The organism is Micromonospora eburnea (assembly GCF_900090225.1).
Taxonomy (GTDB): domain Bacteria; phylum Actinomycetota; class Actinomycetes; order Mycobacteriales; family Micromonosporaceae; genus Micromonospora; species Micromonospora eburnea.
Window position 1 is genome coordinate 4,183,015 of sequence record NZ_FMHY01000002.1, and the last position, 17,815, is coordinate 4,200,829.

Consider the following 17,815-nt stretch of genomic DNA (forward strand, 5'->3'; position numbering starts at 1 on the left):
ACATCTTGTACGTCATGTCTTGTAAGACTAGTCTCGCGGCATGACGGACGAGCCGATCCTGCACCTCACCGATCCCCGCGCCATGCGGGCGCTGGCCCACCCCACCCGGCTACGCCTCCTCGGCGAGCTGCGCGTACGCGGCCCGCGGACCGTGGGCACGCTCAGCGACATCATCGACGAGGCGGTCGGCTCGGTCAGCTACCACCTGGGCAAACTGGCCGAACACGGGTTCGTGCAGGAGGCCCCCGAGCTGGCCCGCAACCGGCGCGAACGCTGGTGGCGGGCGGCGCACGCGCGTACCTCCTGGGAACCGGTCGAGGCGCTCGCCGACCCGGAACGCAAGGCCGCCTCCGACCTGCTCCGCCGCGCCATCCTCGACCAGTACGTCGACCGGCTGCGGGCCTACCTCGACGCCGAGGGCACCCTCGACCCGACGTGGGTACGCGGCACCACCAGCAGCGACTCCACCCTGCACCTGACCAGCGACGAACTGGTGGAGCTGCGGGCCGACCTGGCCGCCCTGGCCCAGCGCTGGCAGGCCCGCAGCGACGCCAACCGCGCCGACGCCCGCACCGTCGCGCTGATCTACCACGCCTTCCGGGACCCGCGTTGACCCCGGCCGCGCCGCACCGGACCCCGCTGATCGGGCTGCTGAGCGGCCACGTGGTCTCGCTGACCGGCAACATGCTCACCCTGATCGCGCTGCCGCTGTACGTACTGGCCGAGACGGGATCTCCGGCCGCCACCGGGCTCGCCGGCGCGTTCGCCACCGCGCCGATGGTGCTCGGCGGCGCCTTCGGCGGGGTGCTCGTCGACCGGATCGGCTACCGCCGGGCCAGCGTGCTCGCCGACGTGGTCTCCGGCGTGACGGTCGCCGCCGTCCCCGTGTTGCACGCCACGGTCGGGCTGCCCTTCCCGGCGCTGCTCGGGCTGGTCTTCGTCAGCGGCCTGCTCGACACCCCCGGCCAGACCGCCCGTACCGCGCTGCTGCCCGAGGCGGCGACCGCCGCCGGCGTACCCATCGAGCGGGCGATCGGCTGGTTCGAGGCCGCCGAGCGCGGCGCCCGCCTGATCGGGGCGCCGGTCGCCGGCCTGCTGGTCAGCACGCTCGGCGCGCTGACCGTGCTGGCGGTGGACGCGGCCACGTTCGCCGTCTCGGCGCTGGTGGTCGCGATGCTGGTGCCGGCGGCGATGCGGCCGTCCGGCGACCCGGCGGCGACCTCCGGCGGCTACTGGCAGGATTTCCTGGCCGGGCTGCGCTTCCTGGTCCGCGAACCGCTGCTACGCGCCATGGTGCTGCTGGTGCTGGTGACCAACCTCTTCGACGCGACCAAGAGCAACGTGCTGCTGCCGGTCGTCGCCGCCCGCGACCTCGGCGGGGCCACCGCGTTCGGCCTGCTGGTCGGCGCGATGGGTGGCGGCGCGCTCGTCGGCTCGCTGCTGTTCAGCGCGGTGGGGCACCGGCTGCCCCGGCGGGCCACCCTCGTCACCGCCTTCGCCCTCGCCGGCGCGCCGCCGTTCTGGGCGCTGGCCGCCGCGCCACCGCTGCCGGTCGTGGCCACGGTCTTCGCGCTGGCCGGGCTCGCCGCCGGCGCGATCAACCCATTGATGGGAGCGGTGGAGCTCGAACGGGTGCCCGCGCACATGCGGGCCCGGGTGTACGGGGTGATCGGCGCGGGCTGCTGGGCCGCCATGCCACTCGGCGCGCTCGGCGCCGGCGTCGCCGTCGACCGGTTCGGCACCACCGCGACCCTGCTCACCGTCGGCACCTGCTACCTGCTGGTCGTCCTCACTCCCCTGCTCGGCGGCCCGTGGCGGGCGATGCGACGGCCACCGCTTCCCGAGCAGCGGCAGCCGTCGATGACGGCCGCCGAGGCCCACTCCGCCTGACGGGCCCGGTCGGCTCCTCCTGACGAGGAACAGTGATCGACTCCAGGTCGCGCAAACGGTGGTCTCCGGGCCAGTTGTGACCACAGTGTGCCGCACACGGAGTCGATCAAGGCGTGCGCGGCGAATCGCAAGGGCCACATCTCGTAGGCATCCTAGGAGGCTGACCTTCGGCGGTGGCTGCGATCACCGGGCCGGCGGCCCGGTGATCGCAGCGCCCCGGCAGGTCAGCCGACCGGTGGAGCGGTCCAGGACGAGCGGATCAGCTCCCGCTCGGTGGCGGCGAGGTGGGCGGTCGCGGCGAGCCAGGCCCAGGCGTACCGGTCCGGGTCCGGATCGGCGAGCCGACCGAACACGTCCCGGCCGCGCCGGTCGGACTCGTCGGCGAGGGCGGCGGCCACCACGGCCGCGGTGGTGAAGCCGGCCCGACGCAGCGGACCGGCCAGCCCGGCGCCCTCCCCGCGGGCCGCCTCGGCGACCGCCCGGCGGCCACCGGAGACGGCCAGCTCCACCAGCCGGCGGACCCGCCACAGTGGGGACTCCGCGACCGCGTCAGCGCCGACGGCGAGCACCGGTTCGATCATCGCGGCCGGGTCGCGCGGCGGCAGGTGCCCGCCCTGGAGCTCGTCGTAGCCGAGATCCGCCCGGTCGCGCCACTCCGCCGGCAGCCGCAGCGTCGCGGCGGCGCCGGGCACCGGGCCGACCGCGAGCGGGCGCAGCGTGCTGGCCCGGTCCGGGTCCAGCCGGCCGACCACCCGGATCCGCAGGCCCGGCCAGGAGGCGAGCCGTCGCAGGTTGGCGACGTGGGCCAGCACCGGGTGGGAGTCGACCGGCACCAGCCGGATCAAGGGCCCGTCCGGCACCGGCGCACGCTCCGCCCCGGCGTCGGCGGCAGGGGCCAGCTCACGGGCCAGCACCTGGTCACCGACGGCACCCACGACCATCAGGTCACAGCCGACCAGCGCGGTCCCGGCCCGAGCCGGGTCCTCCGGGTCGTCGGCGGCGAGCTGGGCGGTCACCACCTCGGCGAGCGGGTGGGCGAACAGTTCCGCCAGCGGCCCGGTGGACCAGTCGGTCCCGGTGAGCGGGGTGGCCCGGACCCCCGCGCCGGCACCGAGCCGGCCGTCCGGGGAGACGGTGGTGCCACTGATCCGCAGACCGCCACGGGCCAGCACCGCGTGGTTGACCGCGACCGCGCCCATCCCGGTGACCGCCCCCGCGCACTCTCGCGCCCGGTCGGGGCCGCCCGGCTTCACGTCGCCGAAGGAGAGCCGGCGCCCGTCGGCGGCGACCAGGTGGGTGACCACGCCGGCGTACCCGGTCGCGCTGAGCACCGGTTCCCGGCAGACGCCGTACACCTCCAGTGTGCCGTCCGGCTGGTAGGGCCGTCGCAGGACGCCGACCAGCGCCGGGTCGGGATCACCGGCGGCCAGCCGGCCGGCCACGTACAGCAGGTCGTGCAGCACCTCGACCAGCTCGGCCAGCCGGTGGCCGGTCTGCCGCTCCCGATGGGCGCGCAGCCCGCGTACGGTGCGCAGCGCGGCGCTCTCGGCCCGGGGCAGCCCGGCCAGCCGGGCGCTGTGCGCGGCCCGCAGCAGTTCGGCCTGGAGGACCGCGCCGGCGGCCGGCACGCCGGCCGCGAGCGCCGCGGCGGCGGCCCGCCACAGCGCGGCGGCGGCGGCCCGTTGCGCCTTCGTCGGCGTCGCGCTCCGGCCGGTACGCCCGGCGGGCGCGCCGGCCGCCTTGCCGGTACGCCCGGTCCGGCCGCTGGCCGCACCGCTGCTGTCCGAACTGGACGACGCGGTGGTGGTCGCCGGATCGGGGTGGATGGCCGGGTCGGCGACCGGGCAGGCGACCAGGACCGCGGTCCGGTGCAGGCAGCGGGGTGCGAGCAGGCAGCTGCACCCCGCCTGGTGCGCCTCGGTGACCGCGCCGGTCGGTCCGGGCGTCAGGGTGACCAGTGCCTCGGGGCCGCAGTCGATCGACACGCCGCCGTCGACCCGGCCGACCGGTACGGCGGCCACCCGCTCGACGGTGGCGTCCAGCCGCCTGTGCAGCCGGGGCGGCAGGGCCGCCACCGCCGCGGCGGCGACCCCCGGCAGCACCGGCGGCAACCGGTCGGTGTCCACGGTGCTGGATGTGCGGTTCGTCAACGTGATCCTCCGCGTACGCGGTCGCCCACCCAGCGGGCGAGTTCGAGCGGGCTGAGAGCGGCGACCGGCATCCCGGCCGCGACGAGCTGCTCGGCGACCGGCACCGAGTAGCAGGGCACGCCCTGGTCGTTCAGCGCGGCGCAGCCGAGCAGGTGTACGCCGGAACCGGCCAGCGCGCGGACCTCGCCGAGCAGTCCGGCCAGCGGGTAGCCCTCCTCGAAGTCGCTGACCACCGCGACGATGGTGCGGCTCGGCACGGTCACCAGCGAGCGGGCGTGGGCCAGCCCCGCGGCGATGTGCGTACCACCGCCGACGCGCACCTCCAGCAGCAGCGACAGCGGATCGTCGACCCGGTCGGTCAGGTCGACCACCTCGGTGGAGAAGGCGAGGAAGTGGGTGGACAGGGTGGGCACCCCGGCCAGCACGGCGGCGGTCAACGCGGACCACACCACCGACGCCTCCATCGAGCCGGAGACGTCGACCACCAGCACCAGCCGCCAGTCGGCCTCCCGGCGGGTCCGGGTGTTGAAGACCGGACGTTCCGGCACCACCACCGTCCGGCCGTCGCCGAGCCGCTGGGTGTGCGCCAGGTTCGCCCGCAGCGTACGGGCAAGGTTGATCCGGCCGCCGGGACGGCGGGACGGACGCGGGTTGGTCAGCCCGGTCAACGCCGGGCGTACCTGCGTGGCCAACTGCCTGGTCAGCTCCTCGACCAGCCGCCGGACCAGCGGCCGCAGCCTGGCCAGGTGCGCCTCGGGCAGGCCACCGGCCAGCGACAGCACCGATGTCAGCAGTTCCATCGACGGGCGCACCTGGGCCGGGTCCAGCTCGGTGAGCACATCGGTACGGCCGTTCTCGGCCGCCCGGGCGATGACCTCCTCGCGTACCGCGGTGCCGAACAGCGCCTCGAGTTCGTCGGCCCACTCCCGGGCGGTCGGGAAGGATCCCTCCTGGCCGCCGCCCGCCGACGGGGCGAGGTCGGTGGCGCCCTCGCCCTGACCCGCCCCGTACAGCTCGTCCAGGGCCCGGGCGTAGCGGCGGGCGTCGGCCGGCAACCGGTCGGGTTGGCGGCCGAGCAGCAGCCGCCACCGGTCGGTGGGGGTGAGCCGCGCGGTCGGGGTGTCCGGCCCGGGTTCGGCGTCGACGGTCGACGCGCTCGGCCCGGGTTCGGCGGTGGAGCCGGTCGGCGTGCCCGGGATCGGGATGTCGCGGGCGACCAGGGCGGCCCGGCCGGCCGCGTCGGCGGCGGCCCAACGGGCCAGCAGCTCCGCCGGGGCGGACAGGGCCACGTCGAGCCGGTCGCCGAGCCGGTCGGCGACGGTGTCCAGCAGCCGCTCCCGGGCCGCCGGGGTGAGCACGTCGAACCCGCCACGCAGCGCCGGCAGCCGGTCCAGGAACTCACTGTCGGTGAGCCGCTCGATCCGCTCCAGCAGCGGGTCCAGCGCGGCCGGCGCGGATTGTAGCAGCGGGTGCGCCGCGGTGAGCAGACCACCGAGCAGCCGGTGCAGGTGCCGCCGGGTGTCCGGCCCGGTCGCCGCGTCGACCCAGCCGGCCACCTGGGTGCCCAGGGTCTCCAGATCGGTCAGGTCCAGCAGCACCCGGGCGGCCAGGGCGGCGCCCCGGATCAGCGACGAACCGGACCGGGCCAGGTGGCCGAGGGCCTCGTCCAGGCGCAGGCCGATCCGGTCCTCGCCGGCCCGGAGCGCGAGGTCGACCAGCGCGGCGGCGTCGGCCACGGCGTCGCTGCCGGCCAGGCCGGGCAGTCCGCGGACCGCCGTGTCGAGCAGCACGACGGTCAGCTCGGCCGCCCGGGCCCGGCCGTCGGCGGTGGTGCCGGGCAGGTGTTCCCGGCGCAGCGCCTCCAGCAGGTCCAGCGCGGCCAGCAGCTCGGGCAGCGTGCCGGTGCCGGGCAGCACCGCGGCGGCCAGCCCGAGCCGGTCGGTGACCAACTCGGGCAGGTCACACCGCGCGGCGTCGCGGAGCCCGGTGAGCAGCTGCGCGGCGGTCGGACCGCCGTCGGCGGCCTCCCGGCGGAACCGCTCCCGCAGGGTGCCGGCCGCGGCCAGCGCCGAGGTCACCCCGCGTACGCCGACCAGGTCCAGCCGGGCCGCCACGGACGGCGTCCAGGCCAGTTGCCAGCGGGTGGTCAGGGCCGCGCCGTCGCCGGTGCCGGAGACCGCGATCGGCTCGCCGTAGCCGACGCCGCAGACCTGGAGGCGTTGCAGCAGGATCTCCCGCCGCCCGTCCAGCTCGGTACGCAGCGGATCCAGCCGCACCTCGCGGGACTTCGGGCTCTCCGGGCCGGGCAGCCGCAGCGCGGTGAGTTCCGCCTCGACCGCCGGGCCGAGCCCGGAGCGGGGCGTGCCGGGGGCGACCCGGCCCCGCTCGGCGCCGACGAGCACCGTCTCCAGCGCCTTGGCCAGCGCCCGGCCACGGCCGAGCAGCTCACCCTGGCCGAGCACGGTGGTCACCGCCTCCAGCACCTCGCCCCGGCCGGGGGCCGGCAGGTCCCGCAGCCGGGCCAGGTCGCCGGCCAGCCGTACCGTCTCGGCGGCCTCGCCGGTACCGGCGGTGTGCCCGGCCGAGCGGAGTTCCCGGCACAGGTCGGTGACCGCCCGGGCGGCGGCGGCCCGGATCCGTTCCGGATCACCGGCGGCGGTGAAGACGGACTGCTGCCAGCGCGGGTCGCGGATCCCGGCCGGGTAGCCGGACCGCGAGTCGAGCAGGTCGAACGCGTACGGCACCAGCGAGGTGACCGCCGCGCCGCCGCCGGTGGTGGCCGGCCGGGTCGTGACGGACCGGACCGGACCGGCCGGGGCGGCGCCGGGCCGGGTGGGCGCGGCATCGGCGGTCCCGTCGCTGCCGTCGTCGGCTGCGGCCCGGCCGCCGTCGGTGAGCAGGGCCGGGGCGTGGAAGGCGCCGATGACGGCTGCCACCCGCCGGCCGTCCGCGCCCGCGTCGGCCAGCACCCGGCGCATGTGCCGCTCGCGGGCCAGGTCCCGGGCCGGTACGCCGTCGCCGCTGGCGCTGTCGGTACGCATCGCCCAGCCGACACCGAGGGCGGCCCGGCGGACCGCCTCGGGCGGGCAGCCCGGGGCACGTACCTCGACCACCCGGTCCCACAGGTCGTCGCCGTCCCGACCGGTGCCGCTGGCGCTCAACGCGGCGGCGTAGCCCGACCGGCGCGGGCCGGACGCCGGCGCACCGGCGTCCGGTGTGGGACCGCCACCGCCGGCCGGCTCGGCATCGGCGGTCGGATCGGAGCCCGAAGCCGGGTCGGTGCCGTCGGCGGTCCAGCCCGGGTCGGCCAGCGGCAGGTCGCAGCAGACCACCTCGACGCCGTGCTGCCGAGCCCAACGGATCGCGGCCAGTTCCGGGGAGAAGTCGGCGAACGGGTAGAAGCCCATCGGCCCGTCCGCGCCGTGGCTGCCCACCAACGCCAGCGGGGCCCGGGCCGCCGGGTCGGACAGGTGCGGCAGCCAGCGCTGGAAGTCGGCCGGCAGCTCGACGCAGACCACCTCGGCCCCGGCGGCGTCCAGCAGTGCCGGGACCACCGCCGCCAGGGCCGGGCTGTGGTGCCGCACCCCGATCAGGTACGGCCGGACCGAACCGGCGAGCGCGTCGACCACGGCCCGCGGGTCGGCCTTCGTCAGGTCGACCGCCGACGGTCCGGTCGCCACCGGATCGCCGGTCGGCGGGCTGGCGAGAGTCGTCACCGCAGGTTCTCCCGCAGGTCCCAGAGCCGGCGCCACATCGCCGAGCCGTCCTCGGCGCGGCGGCGGACCGGGCCGTCCCAGTAGCCGAGCAGCCGGGCGTGGTCGTTCTCGTCGTCCTTGCGGACCACGCCGAGCAGGTGCCCGGGGACCAGGTCGAGCGTGTCCCCGGTGGGCAGGTACGCGGCGGCCAGGCCGAGCGAGACGGCCACCTGCACCGCCTCTGCGGTGGACATCACCGTGCCGGGCCGCTCCACGTCCCAGCCCTCGCCCGACCGGCCGGAACGCAGGTCGCGGAAGACGGTGACCAGGGCGTCCAGCACCGCGTCGTCCACCGTGTACGCCGCGCCGGCGCGCTGCACGGCGGCGGTGGCCTGCCGGCGGACCAGGTCGGTCTCGGTGTCCGCGTCGGAGATCGGGTGGACGGTCTCGAAGTTGAACCGGCGCTTGAGTGCCGAGGACATCTCCGACACGCCCCGGTCCCGCAGGTTGGCGGTGGCGATCACGGTGAACCCGGGCACCGCGCGGATCAGGCCGTCCTCGGTGCCGGCCAGCTCCGGCACGTTCATCCGCCGGTCGGACAGGATGGACACCAGCGCGTCCTGCACCTCGGGCAGGCAGCGGGTGACCTCCTCGATCCGGACCACCCGGCCGGTGCGCATCGCGGTCAGCACCGGCGAGTCGACCAACGCCTGCGGGGTCGGGCCCTGGGCGAGCAGCAGGGCGTAGTTCCAGCCGTACCGGAAGGCGTCCTCGGTGGTGCCGGCGGTGCCCTGCACGGTCAGCGCGCTGGTGCCGCAGACCGCGGCGGCCAGCAGCTCCGACAGCATGGACTTGGCGGTGCCGGGCTCACCGACCAGCAGCAGGCCCCGCTCGCCGGCCAGGGTGACCACGCACCGCTCGACCAGGCTCCGCTCGCCGACGAACTTCGGCGCGATGGTCATGCTGGCCGGCAGCTCGGTGCCGTCCGGGCCGGTACGCCGGTCGGCGGGCAGCTTCAACGCCTCGCCGTCGCTGCCCTGGATGAAGGTGACCACGGCACGCGGGGTCAGCGCCCAGCCCGGCGGCCGGGCCCCGTCGTCGTACGCGGCCAGGAAGGCCAGCTCGTCGGCGTACCGCTGTTCGGCGGAGAGGACCTGGGCGGCGGTCTCCGACGCCGCGGTGGGGCGGACGTGTTCCGTCACGGTCACGGTGTTCCTCGATCTCTCTGGGGTTCGGATGGGGTGTTCGGCACAGTGGTCAGCGGTGGGCGCCGCGGGCGGGCGGGGCGTCGAAGCCCGGTCGGTCGCCGTCGCGCAGGCGTTGCCAGGCGCGCCGGTAGAGGTCGGCGGGCGGTTCGAGCGGCACGGTCACGCCGAGCCCGGCGGTGCCGTCGGGGGCGAGGTCGAACAGGGCGACCTTCCAGCCCTCGATCGGCGCCTGCCCGCTGCCGCGCTCCAGCCACCGGCCGGGCAGGAACAGCGACCGGCCGGCCCGGGACCGGCTGGCCTCGACGACCATGTCGGTGCCGGCCAGTTCGGCACGGGCCGCCTTCAGCCGGGCCGGCTTCCAGCCGGTCCACTTCGCCGTGTTGCGGTCGGTCGGGTCCGGCATGGCCAGCAGCATCAGGTACACCGCCGCCGCGTCGGCGCCCAGGCCCTGCCCGCCGGCCACCTCGGCGACCAGGTCGGGCACCGACCGGGTCGGGTCCTGCGGCCACCAGGTGCCGTCCGCCGCCGACTCGCCGCCGTCCGGCTCCCCCGGGTCGCCGAGCAGCGCCGCGAACCGCGCGTCGCGGACCAGGCGCAGCGCCACCTCCGTCGGGTACGGCTTGGCCGCGTCCCCCCGAAGTGCCGGCAGGTACGGGTCGGTCCCGTCGGCGTCGAGCAGGCCCGGCCGCAGCGCGGGCGACGGTTGACTGTCGTACGTGGACAGCACGATGGCGCCGTACCGTTCCCAGCCGGGGCCGGTCTCCGACGGGTTGCCCGCCACCTGCCGGAAATCGGGCAGGGAGACGTACCGATCGAGGTCGAGCAGCAGGTCGGGGTTGGTCAGCCGGTCCCGGATCGCGGCCAGCGCGGCCGGCAGTGCGGCCCGGCACGGGTCGCCGGCCGGCGTGTGGTGGGCGACCCAGGCCGCCACGGCGACCGTGGAACGCAGCACCTCACCGGTGAAGCCCACGGCCCGGCCGTCGACCTGCCGAGCCCGGTCGCCCCTGATCTCGAACGCCAGGTCGGTGCTCAGCTCGGCCGAACGGGCCGGGTCGAGCAGTGCCGGCAACGCCTTCGCCGGTCCCCAGCCGGTGCGGACCGCGCGCACCGCCTCGGCGAGCAACTGTTCGGGCGCCGCCACCCGGCGGCCCACGGCGGCGTTCCAGACCGCCGCGGCGGCGGCCACGTCCGGGCCGTCGGTCCACAGCCGGGCCGGGTCGTCGGGCAGCAGCGCCGATACGACGGCCCGCCGGACCTCCGGCCTGGCCTCGTTCAGCATCCCGAAGGCCAGCTTGACCTCGCCGACCTGCTTGACCCCGAGCGCCTTGCGCAGCTCGGCCGGCACGGTGCTCGCCGAGTCCGCGTACGGCAGGCCGGCCAGCACCAGCTTCGCGGCGGTGGGGGTGACCCCGGTCAGCTCGGCGAACCGCTCGGCCGCCTCCGGCCGCCACGGCAACGGGCCACGCGCGGCCCATTCGGTGAGGAAGGCGGCCAACCAGCCGGCCGGCCGTTCGTCACCGACCGGCGTCGAGGACTCCACGGTGTACGGCTCGGGCACGGCGAACTCACCGGCCGGGTCGTGGTACAGCGCGCTGAAGTGGTAGCCGGTGGACGTGCCGCTGGAGTCGAGGACGGCGATGAACGCCCCGTCGGGCAGCGGCAGGATGCCCGGCTTGGGGTACCGACGCGTGCCGTCGGGGTTGTTGAGGTCTTCGTCCAGCAGGTGCAGCCGGAACCGGCGCCATCGGGGCGGTTCGGCCGCCGCGCCCAGGTCGAGCCCGTCCAGCTCGGTGAGCAGGGCGCGCAGCGTCTCCCGGTGGTCGTCCGGGGTGACCGCCGCGACGGCCCGGTAGGCGACGGCCGCGACACCGCCGAGCAGACGCCACCAGCCCATGGTGTTCGGCAGCGACGGCCCGTCGAGGTGCAGCCGTACGGCGGACTCGCCGCCGGTGACGGCGGAGCGCTGGGCCGCGAACGCCTGGAACTGGGCGAAGGCCTGGGGCGAGGTGGCCCGGCCGTAGGCCGAGCCACGCAGGCCGTCCAACGCCATGCTGAGCTGCTCGTCGGTGGGCCCGGTCGCGGTGACCGCCGGCTTCACCGCCGTCGGGGCGGACAACGACTTCGTGAGCCGCTCGGTCACCGCGTCCAGGTCGGTACGCACCCGCGCCGCCGTCCGCAGCACCTCGGCCACCCCGGCCGCCACCGCGTCGTGGCCGATCTCCGGCAGCGTCGAGCGGACCAGCTCGACCAGCGCGTCCGGCTCGTCCTCGCCGGTGGTGGACGGTCCGGGCACGGAGGTGCCCGCGGGTGCGCCGACCAGGGACGCCGGTACGGCGACGGGCAGGCCGGTGACGGCCTGCGTGGCCGCGGTCAACCCGGATCGGGCCGCCGCGCGTGCCGCCGCCCGCGCGGCCCGTTCGGCCAGGGCGGCGCGACGCTCGTCGAGGGCGACCTTGAGCAGCACGGCCGCTGTGTCCCGGTCCATCCGGCGCAGGGCGGTGGAGCCGGCCGGGTCCCGGGGCAGCATGTTGCCGAGGAACTCCGTGCCCGGCAGCGGGACCGCGGCGCGCGCGTGCTCCCCACTGGACGTCCGTCCGGCGGCAGCCGTCACCACCCCGTCCGGGTCGACCAGGGCGAATCCCTTGAGTACGGCCCGGGGCCGGTCGTCGCCGGGCAGCACCAGCGCCGCGACCGGCGTCTGTCCCTGGGTCACGGTGACGGTACGACCCGCCAGGTCCTCGCCGCGTACCGAGCCGTCGGGCAGGGTGACCACCCGCCAGCCGAGCAGACCGTCCACCGGGACGGCGGCCGGCGTGGCCCGGTCGGACAGGGCGGGTCGTAGCCAGCTGACCGACTCCTGGAGCCGGCTTCCGGCGATCGGGAGGTCGGCCAGGAACCGGGGCAGGCTGCGCCGGCCGTGGATGTCACTGGCCGGGTCGTACTCGCGCCAGGCGTGTTCGCGATCGTCCTCGCTGTAGCGGTAGACCCAGTGGGAGGTGCCGTCGGTGATGACCGGCAGCTCCGAGGGGACGGCGGTGTCACCGACGTGCAGCACGCCGTCGCCGGTGGTCCGCCCGCCGCCGGCCAGCGGCAGGGTGATCTCGTTGGCGCGCGGCCGGCTGCCGTGGCGATGGCCGCGGATGGGCTGCGGCTCGCCGGGCGACGAGTGCCAGTAGCCGCGCAGGTCGTAGCCGAGCGCCTGGGACCGCCAGTAGACCAGCAGCTGACCGTCGACGAAGTGGTAGCCGGGCTGGCCCCACATGTCGCCGGCCGGGATACGCAGGTCGTGGCGGAGCACGATGCCCTCGGCGCCGAGCACGCGGACCGTGGTCGGCCCGCCCAGGATCAGGTACGGCCAGGCCTCCTGCCGGATCAGCTCGACCCGGTGGTCGCCGCCGGTCACCTCCTGCCAGGCCTGCTCCCAGTCCGGCCAGCCCAGCTCGTCGATGATCCCGCCGCGCAGGCTACGGGCGACGCGCTCGGCGAGGTCGACGCCGAGAGCCTGCCCGAGGTCGCCGCCCCGGCCGGGGTCGCCGAAGCGGTCGAGGTCGTCGAGGACCAGGCGCAGCGCCTCGACCGGAAGCTTGCCCAGCCAGTCCACCGACTCGGGCAGGTACGGCAGTCCGGCGGCGAACCGGTCGCGGATGCGGGCCGCCAGCCACTCGGTCAGCAACGGCCGGGTGCCCGGCGTCTCGACCATCCGGCGCAGGGCGCGCGGCTCGTCGTCGAGCTGGTCGAAGCCCCGGCGCAGGGCCTCGGTGAACCGGTCGTCGCCGGCCACGGCGAGCAGTTGCCGCTCTCCCCCGACCCTGACCCAGTGCGCCAGGTCCAGGGTGGCGCGCTCCGTCGGCGGTGCCACCGGCAGGTCGAGGGCGAGCAGCAGGTCGAGCAGTTCCAGGTCGCCGCCGGCGTCGAGGACCTCGCCACTGCCGGCCAGTTCGGCGCGCAGCCGGTCGGCCATCCGCTCGACGAGTGGGTACAGCTCGGCCGTCCGGCGGCGGTAGTGGCCGGAGTTGGCCCGGTTCAGGAAGCGGCGCAGCCAGCCGGCGGAGCCGTCCCGCGGGCGGGCCGGTTCCGGTGCGGCCGGGTCGGACAGCCCGGCGAGGGCACCGGTGTCGGTCAACAGGGCCAGCCACGGGACCAGGTTGTCCTGGTCGGTGGGCAGCAGGTCGAGCAGGCTGCCGCGGACCGCCGGGTCACGGCCGGCCAGCGCCACCACCGCCGGCAGGTGCGCCTTCCACCAGCCGGCTGGCGCCTCGGCGGCCACCGGCAGCCGGATCAGCTCGGTCAGGTAGGCCGCCGCACGGTCGGCGACGGCGGCGGCACCGGCCTTTCCGGCGGCCCTGGTCGCGGTCCGGACCAGCCGGTTCACCGCGTTGGCCGACTGCGTGGACGGCACCACGCCGGCGGCCGCGGCCCGCAGCGCCAGCCGGCAGAACCGGTCCAGCGCCTCGTCGGCCGGCAACTGGGCGGACAGCTCTTTCGCGTAGCCGGCCAGCGCGGTCGCGGAGACCACCCTGGCCGCCGCGAACTCCACGTAGACCTCGTCCAGTCGGTGCAGGTCGACCGGCAGGCCGTGCTGCGCCTCCGCCTTGCGCGCCTTGTTGAACAGCTGCGTCGCGTAGGTGTCCTGCCCGGCGGCCAGGAACACCCGCGCCGCCTGTTCGAAGAACGTCGGCAGGAAGTGCGGCAGCGTACGGGCGAACCGGTCGGCGATGGCCAGGTGCCCGTCCAGGGCGGCCTTCGGCCGCGACCGCACCTGCTTGGCCAGCTTCTGCAACTCGGGCACCACCGCCAGCGCGTGCCGGCCGTCCGTCGGGTGGTGCACCAGCACCCACTCGGGGAAGGCCAACGGGCGGCGCGGGCCCAGCCCGACGACGGCCGGCTCGGCACCCGGTGCCAGGCCGAGGAACCCGACGGCGATGTCCTCGCCCTCGCCGAGGGCGGCGTCGACCAGGCGGACCACCGGCCGATCGTCGAGGACCGGGTGCCGGTAGGTGCGGGCGGTGAGCGGCACCGCCAGGTCGCCGGCCCCGGCGGCGTCGGTCGGCAGCACCGCGCCGGCGGCCAGCAGGCTCTCCGCCGAGTCCTCGCCCGGCATGGTGGTCATCGCGGTCATGCGCTCTTCCCCGTTCCGGTCACGGCGCCGGAGAGGGCCGTCGCCATCCGCATTCCTTCCGACCAGGCCGCCGGCCCGACCTCGGTCAACCGCAGCGTCGGCCCGTCCACCACGGACCAGGAGAGGGTGCCCAGGGTCGCCTCGGAGTCCCAGTAGTCCTCGTCGAACCACATGGCGGCCTCGACCGTGCGGCCGGCCTCCCAGATCCGGCACCTGACCTGCGAGCCGGAGACCCGGTAACCGAGCGTGGCGGCGCGGGCGGCCAGCCGGTTGGGCACCGTGGCGCCGCGAAAGTCGGTGATCGTGGTGTCCCGGTCCCTCAGGTCGGCGGGCCTGCCCCAGGTGCCCCGGTGTAGTTGCTCGACCCGCTGGGTGACGTCCAGTTCGTCGGCGAACTCGCGCAGGTCGGCCAGGTCGGGCAGGCGCACCGGGTGAGGCAGCGTGGCGCTGGCCGGCGAGAGCCGGACGGTCTCTCCGTCGAGGTTGACCACGCGCAGGTCACCGGTGTCGGTGACGTCCCGCAGGAAGCCCGGCTCGGCCGGGTCGTCGCCGAGCACCACGAGGTCGCGCAGCGCGTCCTGCCAGGCCGGGTCCGGCCAGACCCGGGCCAGCAGCCCGGTCGGCACGGGCAGCGAGGACACCACCCACGCCTCGACCCGGGCCAGGCACTCGGCGCTGTGCCGGTCCAGCCACTGGGCGAGCTGGCGCAACCGGTCCACCTCGGGGTCGTCCCGCAGCACCTTCGGCAGCATCTTCAGTGGACGGCCGGTGGCCCGCGGGCCGGTGGATCGGGCCGCCACCTTTCCGTCCACGAGGGAGACCTCGTACGAGTCTCCCGCCGGTAGCCAGCCCATCAGGAACACCCTCCGCAGTGGCGAATCAGTCAGATTTCGTGAGAAATCAGCCACGATCAACGACGCAGGGCACGCTAACAGTAGTGACCGACACGACCGGGAGCCGTCGGCGGGGGCGGCGGTGGGCGTACCCGGATCGGGGCTGGCAGGACGAGAAGGCCGGACCTGCGGGAGCCGCAGGTCCGGCCGGTGAGCGCGCATCGGGGACGGCCGGCAAGGGTTCGGCGCGAGCCGACGCGGTGACCTAGATCACATTTGGGCGTTAAGCTCGGCCGGTCAGTGGCCGTGGCTTCGGCGTTCGGTCGTTCCGGCCGCGCGGGTGGTGTGCGAGCCGTGGAACGGCGTGGTGACACCGTCGTAGCGGAGCCGCAGCATCATTCCCTGCTCCGCGTGGGGCAGGTTGTGGCAATGGTTCATCCAGATCCCGGGATTGAGGGCCTTGAACGCCACCTCCCACACCTCCCCCGGGCGGACGTCGAACGTGTCCAGCCACAACGGGCTGCCCGACGGCGGTGTGCCGTTCCTGGCCAGGACCAGTACGGCATGGCCGTGCAGGTGCCAGGGGTGGGTCTCCAGGCTCCGGTTGGCCACGGTGAACCGGACGAGGTCACCCTTGGCGACGAGCTGATCCGGGACCGACGGGTGACCACGGCCGTTGACCGTCTGCGCGTACGCCGGCCGGCCGTCGACCAGGGCCACGCCACGGTCCAACACCATCGTGAAGTGCCGGTCGGCCCGGCTGCCGGCATCGAACGGCACGGCGGCCGGCGTTCCGTAGCGCAGCAGGTCGAGCTCGGGCCAGCCGGAGGTGTCCTCGACCGCCACGTCCTCGCCGGCGGTGCCGACGTCGGGACGCAGCCGGACGGCGCTGGCACGATCGTTGTCGAGGACGAGCGCCACCGCGGTGTCCGGCATGACGAAGACCAGGTCGTACCGTCCGCCCGCGGGCAGCCGCAGCCCGACGTCGCCGACCTCGCCGGGTTCGTGGAGATCCCGGCCGTCGACGGCCGCCACCCGGAAGGGTGCCCCGGCGAGGGCGAATCGGTGCGGATCCGAATCGGTGTTGATCAGCCGTAACCGCACCCGGGAGCCGGCCGGAGCGGTGTGGTCGGTGCGCCCGTCCGGATCGGCGAACACGACAGTGCCGTCGAAGGTGTGCACGGGCAGCGTCAGATCCAGTTGCTCCGGGGCGGCACCGGCCTTGTCCTGCTGTCCGTGTGGCGTCACGACGAGGGTCCCGTACAGCCCCCGGCGTACGCCCCGGTGGGACGCCTGGTGGGTGTGGTACCAGTAGGTTCCCGGCTGGTCGGCACGGAACCGGTAGACGAACTCCCCGCCGGGCGTCACCACCTCCTGGGTCACCCCCGGCGCACCGTCCTCACCGCACGGTACGTCGTAGCCGTGCCAGTGCAGGGTCACGCCGTCCTCGATGTCGGTGTTACGCAGCGTCACCTCGATCAGATCACCCACCGTGGCGGTGAGCGGCGGACCGGGTGCCCGGCCGTTGAAGGTCAGCGCGTGGATCTCACGCCCGGACGGCAGCCGGACGGTGGCGGTCTGCGCGGTGAGTACGTACTGCCGCCGGATGCCGCCCGGCGCCGGTGCGCCGGCCCCCCGCAGGTCGGCCAGGGACACGGCCGGCTCGGGACGCGACGAGCGCCCGCGACCGCCTCCGGTGGCGGATTCTGCCGGCATGAACGACAGGGCGACGCCGGTGGCGCCGGTGCCCACCACGATTGCCCCGCCGCCCGCGAAGCTGACGAACCGGCGGCGCGACAACCCCGGCGTTCCATGCGGGGCCCGGACGGGCGCGATGTCGGTGCCGGTGGTGGTGCCGTCGGTGTCGGTGCCGCCGGTGGTGTCGGCCGGTGTCGCCAGGACGCGCGCGGTCAGCAGCGTGCCCGCGCAGACGACGGAGCAGGCGATCAGCGCGGTGCTCCAGGTCAACGGGTAGCCGGCCAGGAAGGTCACCACGAGCCCGGCCAGGGCCGCGTATCCGGCGGTGAGCAGCAGGACCACGCTGCCTGCGGGTATCCCGTCGCCCGTCACCCGGCCGGCGGGGGCGCCGGCTTGCGGCGCCGCGGTCTCCGGGTCGCCGGCGTGGTCCGGCCCGAGCGCGCGGCTCGCCGCGAGCAGCCGCGGGCCGGCGACCAGGACGGCGGCCGACCCGGCGACCGCCAGCATCGGCAGGCCCAACAGCACCTTCTCCTGCACGAACCACCAGCCGCGACCGGCCAGCACGGCCACGGTGGCCACCCGGGCGAGAGCCGCCAGCACAGCCACGGCGAGCAGACCGAGCGCGAGCCGGGCCCGCCGGGCAGCCGCGGTGGCGCCGGCCGCGAACCACGTGGCGACGCCCAGCAGCGCCACCACGTGGTCCACGATGATCAACTGAGCTGTCGTCATGACGCCGGCTGAGCCGTTCCGGCCGCCGCTCCGGGCACCTCCGCGTCGTCGCCCGCCCCGGCCCGCCGACCGGTCACCGCGGATCCCGCCAGCACTCGCGCCCGCCGCAAAACGTTTCCGCTCACGGCCACAATGGCCAGACCGTTGACCGCGTGCAGGCCGAAGACGAGCTGGCCCGCCGTCGTGGTGGTGTCGCCCGTGTCGTTGAACGCCTTGGCGAGCACCGCGACCAGCACCTGGACAATGGCCAGCCCAGCGACCAGACCGGCCATCCCGATGAGCCGGCCGGGCATCCGGGCCAGGGCGCCGACGATCGCCATCAGGACCGGCAGGAAAAAGATCACGTACCCCAGCGCGCGATGCGGCCGAAAGGACTCCTCGTTGGGCGCGGTGCTGAACGCGCCGCTCGCGGCGAAGTAGAACTGCGCCACGACGACCAGCATGAGCAGGGCCGCAAGGCCGACAAACAGTTTTCGCATCGTAGGCTCCTCCA

The 17,815-nt window shown here is 75.6% G+C and carries 9 protein-coding genes; 2 read left to right on the top strand and 7 right to left on the bottom strand.

Annotated features, from left to right (window positions below; genetic code table 11):
* Positions 1-40 precede the first annotated feature (40 nt).
* Both GA0070604_RS18540 and GA0070604_RS18545 read left to right on the top strand, forming a co-directional pair.
* On the top strand, positions 41-613 hold the full coding sequence (locus GA0070604_RS18540) for a winged helix-turn-helix domain-containing protein (protein ID WP_091119695.1): 573 nt from the start codon (positions 41-43) through the stop codon (positions 611-613).
* Positions 610-1,890: an MFS transporter gene (locus GA0070604_RS18545; RefSeq protein ID WP_244161984.1), complete on the top strand. Its 1,281-nt coding sequence runs from the start codon at positions 610-612 to the stop codon at positions 1,888-1,890. Before GA0070604_RS18540 ends, GA0070604_RS18545 begins: the two co-directional genes overlap by 4 nt.
* Before the next feature lie 224 nt (positions 1,891-2,114).
* On the opposite strand, the gene GA0070604_RS18550 is transcribed toward GA0070604_RS18545, so the two are convergent.
* The 7 genes from GA0070604_RS18550 to GA0070604_RS18580 all read right to left on the bottom strand — a co-directional run bounded on the left by GA0070604_RS18550 (position 2,115) and on the right by GA0070604_RS18580 (position 17,801).
* Positions 2,115-4,040, bottom strand: a complete 1,926-nt coding sequence (locus GA0070604_RS18550) for a hypothetical protein (RefSeq protein WP_208602107.1) — start codon at positions 4,038-4,040, stop codon at positions 2,115-2,117.
* Positions 4,037-7,756 carry a vWA domain-containing protein gene (locus GA0070604_RS33620; protein WP_244161985.1) on the bottom strand — a complete coding sequence of 1,240 codons (3,720 nt, stop codon included), beginning with the start codon at positions 7,754-7,756 and terminating at the stop codon, positions 4,037-4,039. The genes GA0070604_RS18550 and GA0070604_RS33620 overlap by 4 nt, the downstream gene beginning before the upstream one ends.
* A complete protein-coding gene (locus GA0070604_RS18560; RefSeq protein WP_208602108.1) occupies positions 7,753-8,943 on the bottom strand; it encodes an ATP-binding protein in 1,191 nt (396 codons plus the stop codon). Before GA0070604_RS18560 ends, GA0070604_RS33620 begins: the two co-directional genes overlap by 4 nt.
* A gap of 49 nt (positions 8,944-8,992) precedes the next feature.
* The gene (locus tag GA0070604_RS18565; RefSeq protein WP_091119704.1) at positions 8,993-14,062 is read right to left on the bottom strand and encodes a hypothetical protein; all 5,070 of its coding nucleotides are present in this window, start codon (positions 14,060-14,062) and stop codon (positions 8,993-8,995) included.
* Positions 14,059-14,916: a DUF4132 domain-containing protein gene (locus GA0070604_RS18570; protein ID WP_091127245.1), complete on the bottom strand. Its 858-nt coding sequence runs from the start codon at positions 14,914-14,916 to the stop codon at positions 14,059-14,061. Before GA0070604_RS18570 ends, GA0070604_RS18565 begins: the two co-directional genes overlap by 4 nt.
* A gap of 276 nt (positions 14,917-15,192) precedes the next feature.
* On the bottom strand, positions 15,193-17,322 hold the full coding sequence (locus GA0070604_RS18575) for a multicopper oxidase family protein (RefSeq protein ID WP_091119708.1): 2,130 nt from the start codon (positions 17,320-17,322) through the stop codon (positions 15,193-15,195).
* On the bottom strand, positions 17,319-17,801 hold the full coding sequence (locus GA0070604_RS18580; protein ID WP_091119712.1) for a DUF6220 domain-containing protein: 483 nt from the start codon (positions 17,799-17,801) through the stop codon (positions 17,319-17,321). The genes GA0070604_RS18575 and GA0070604_RS18580 overlap by 4 nt, the downstream gene beginning before the upstream one ends.
* Positions 17,802-17,815 lie beyond the last annotated feature (14 nt).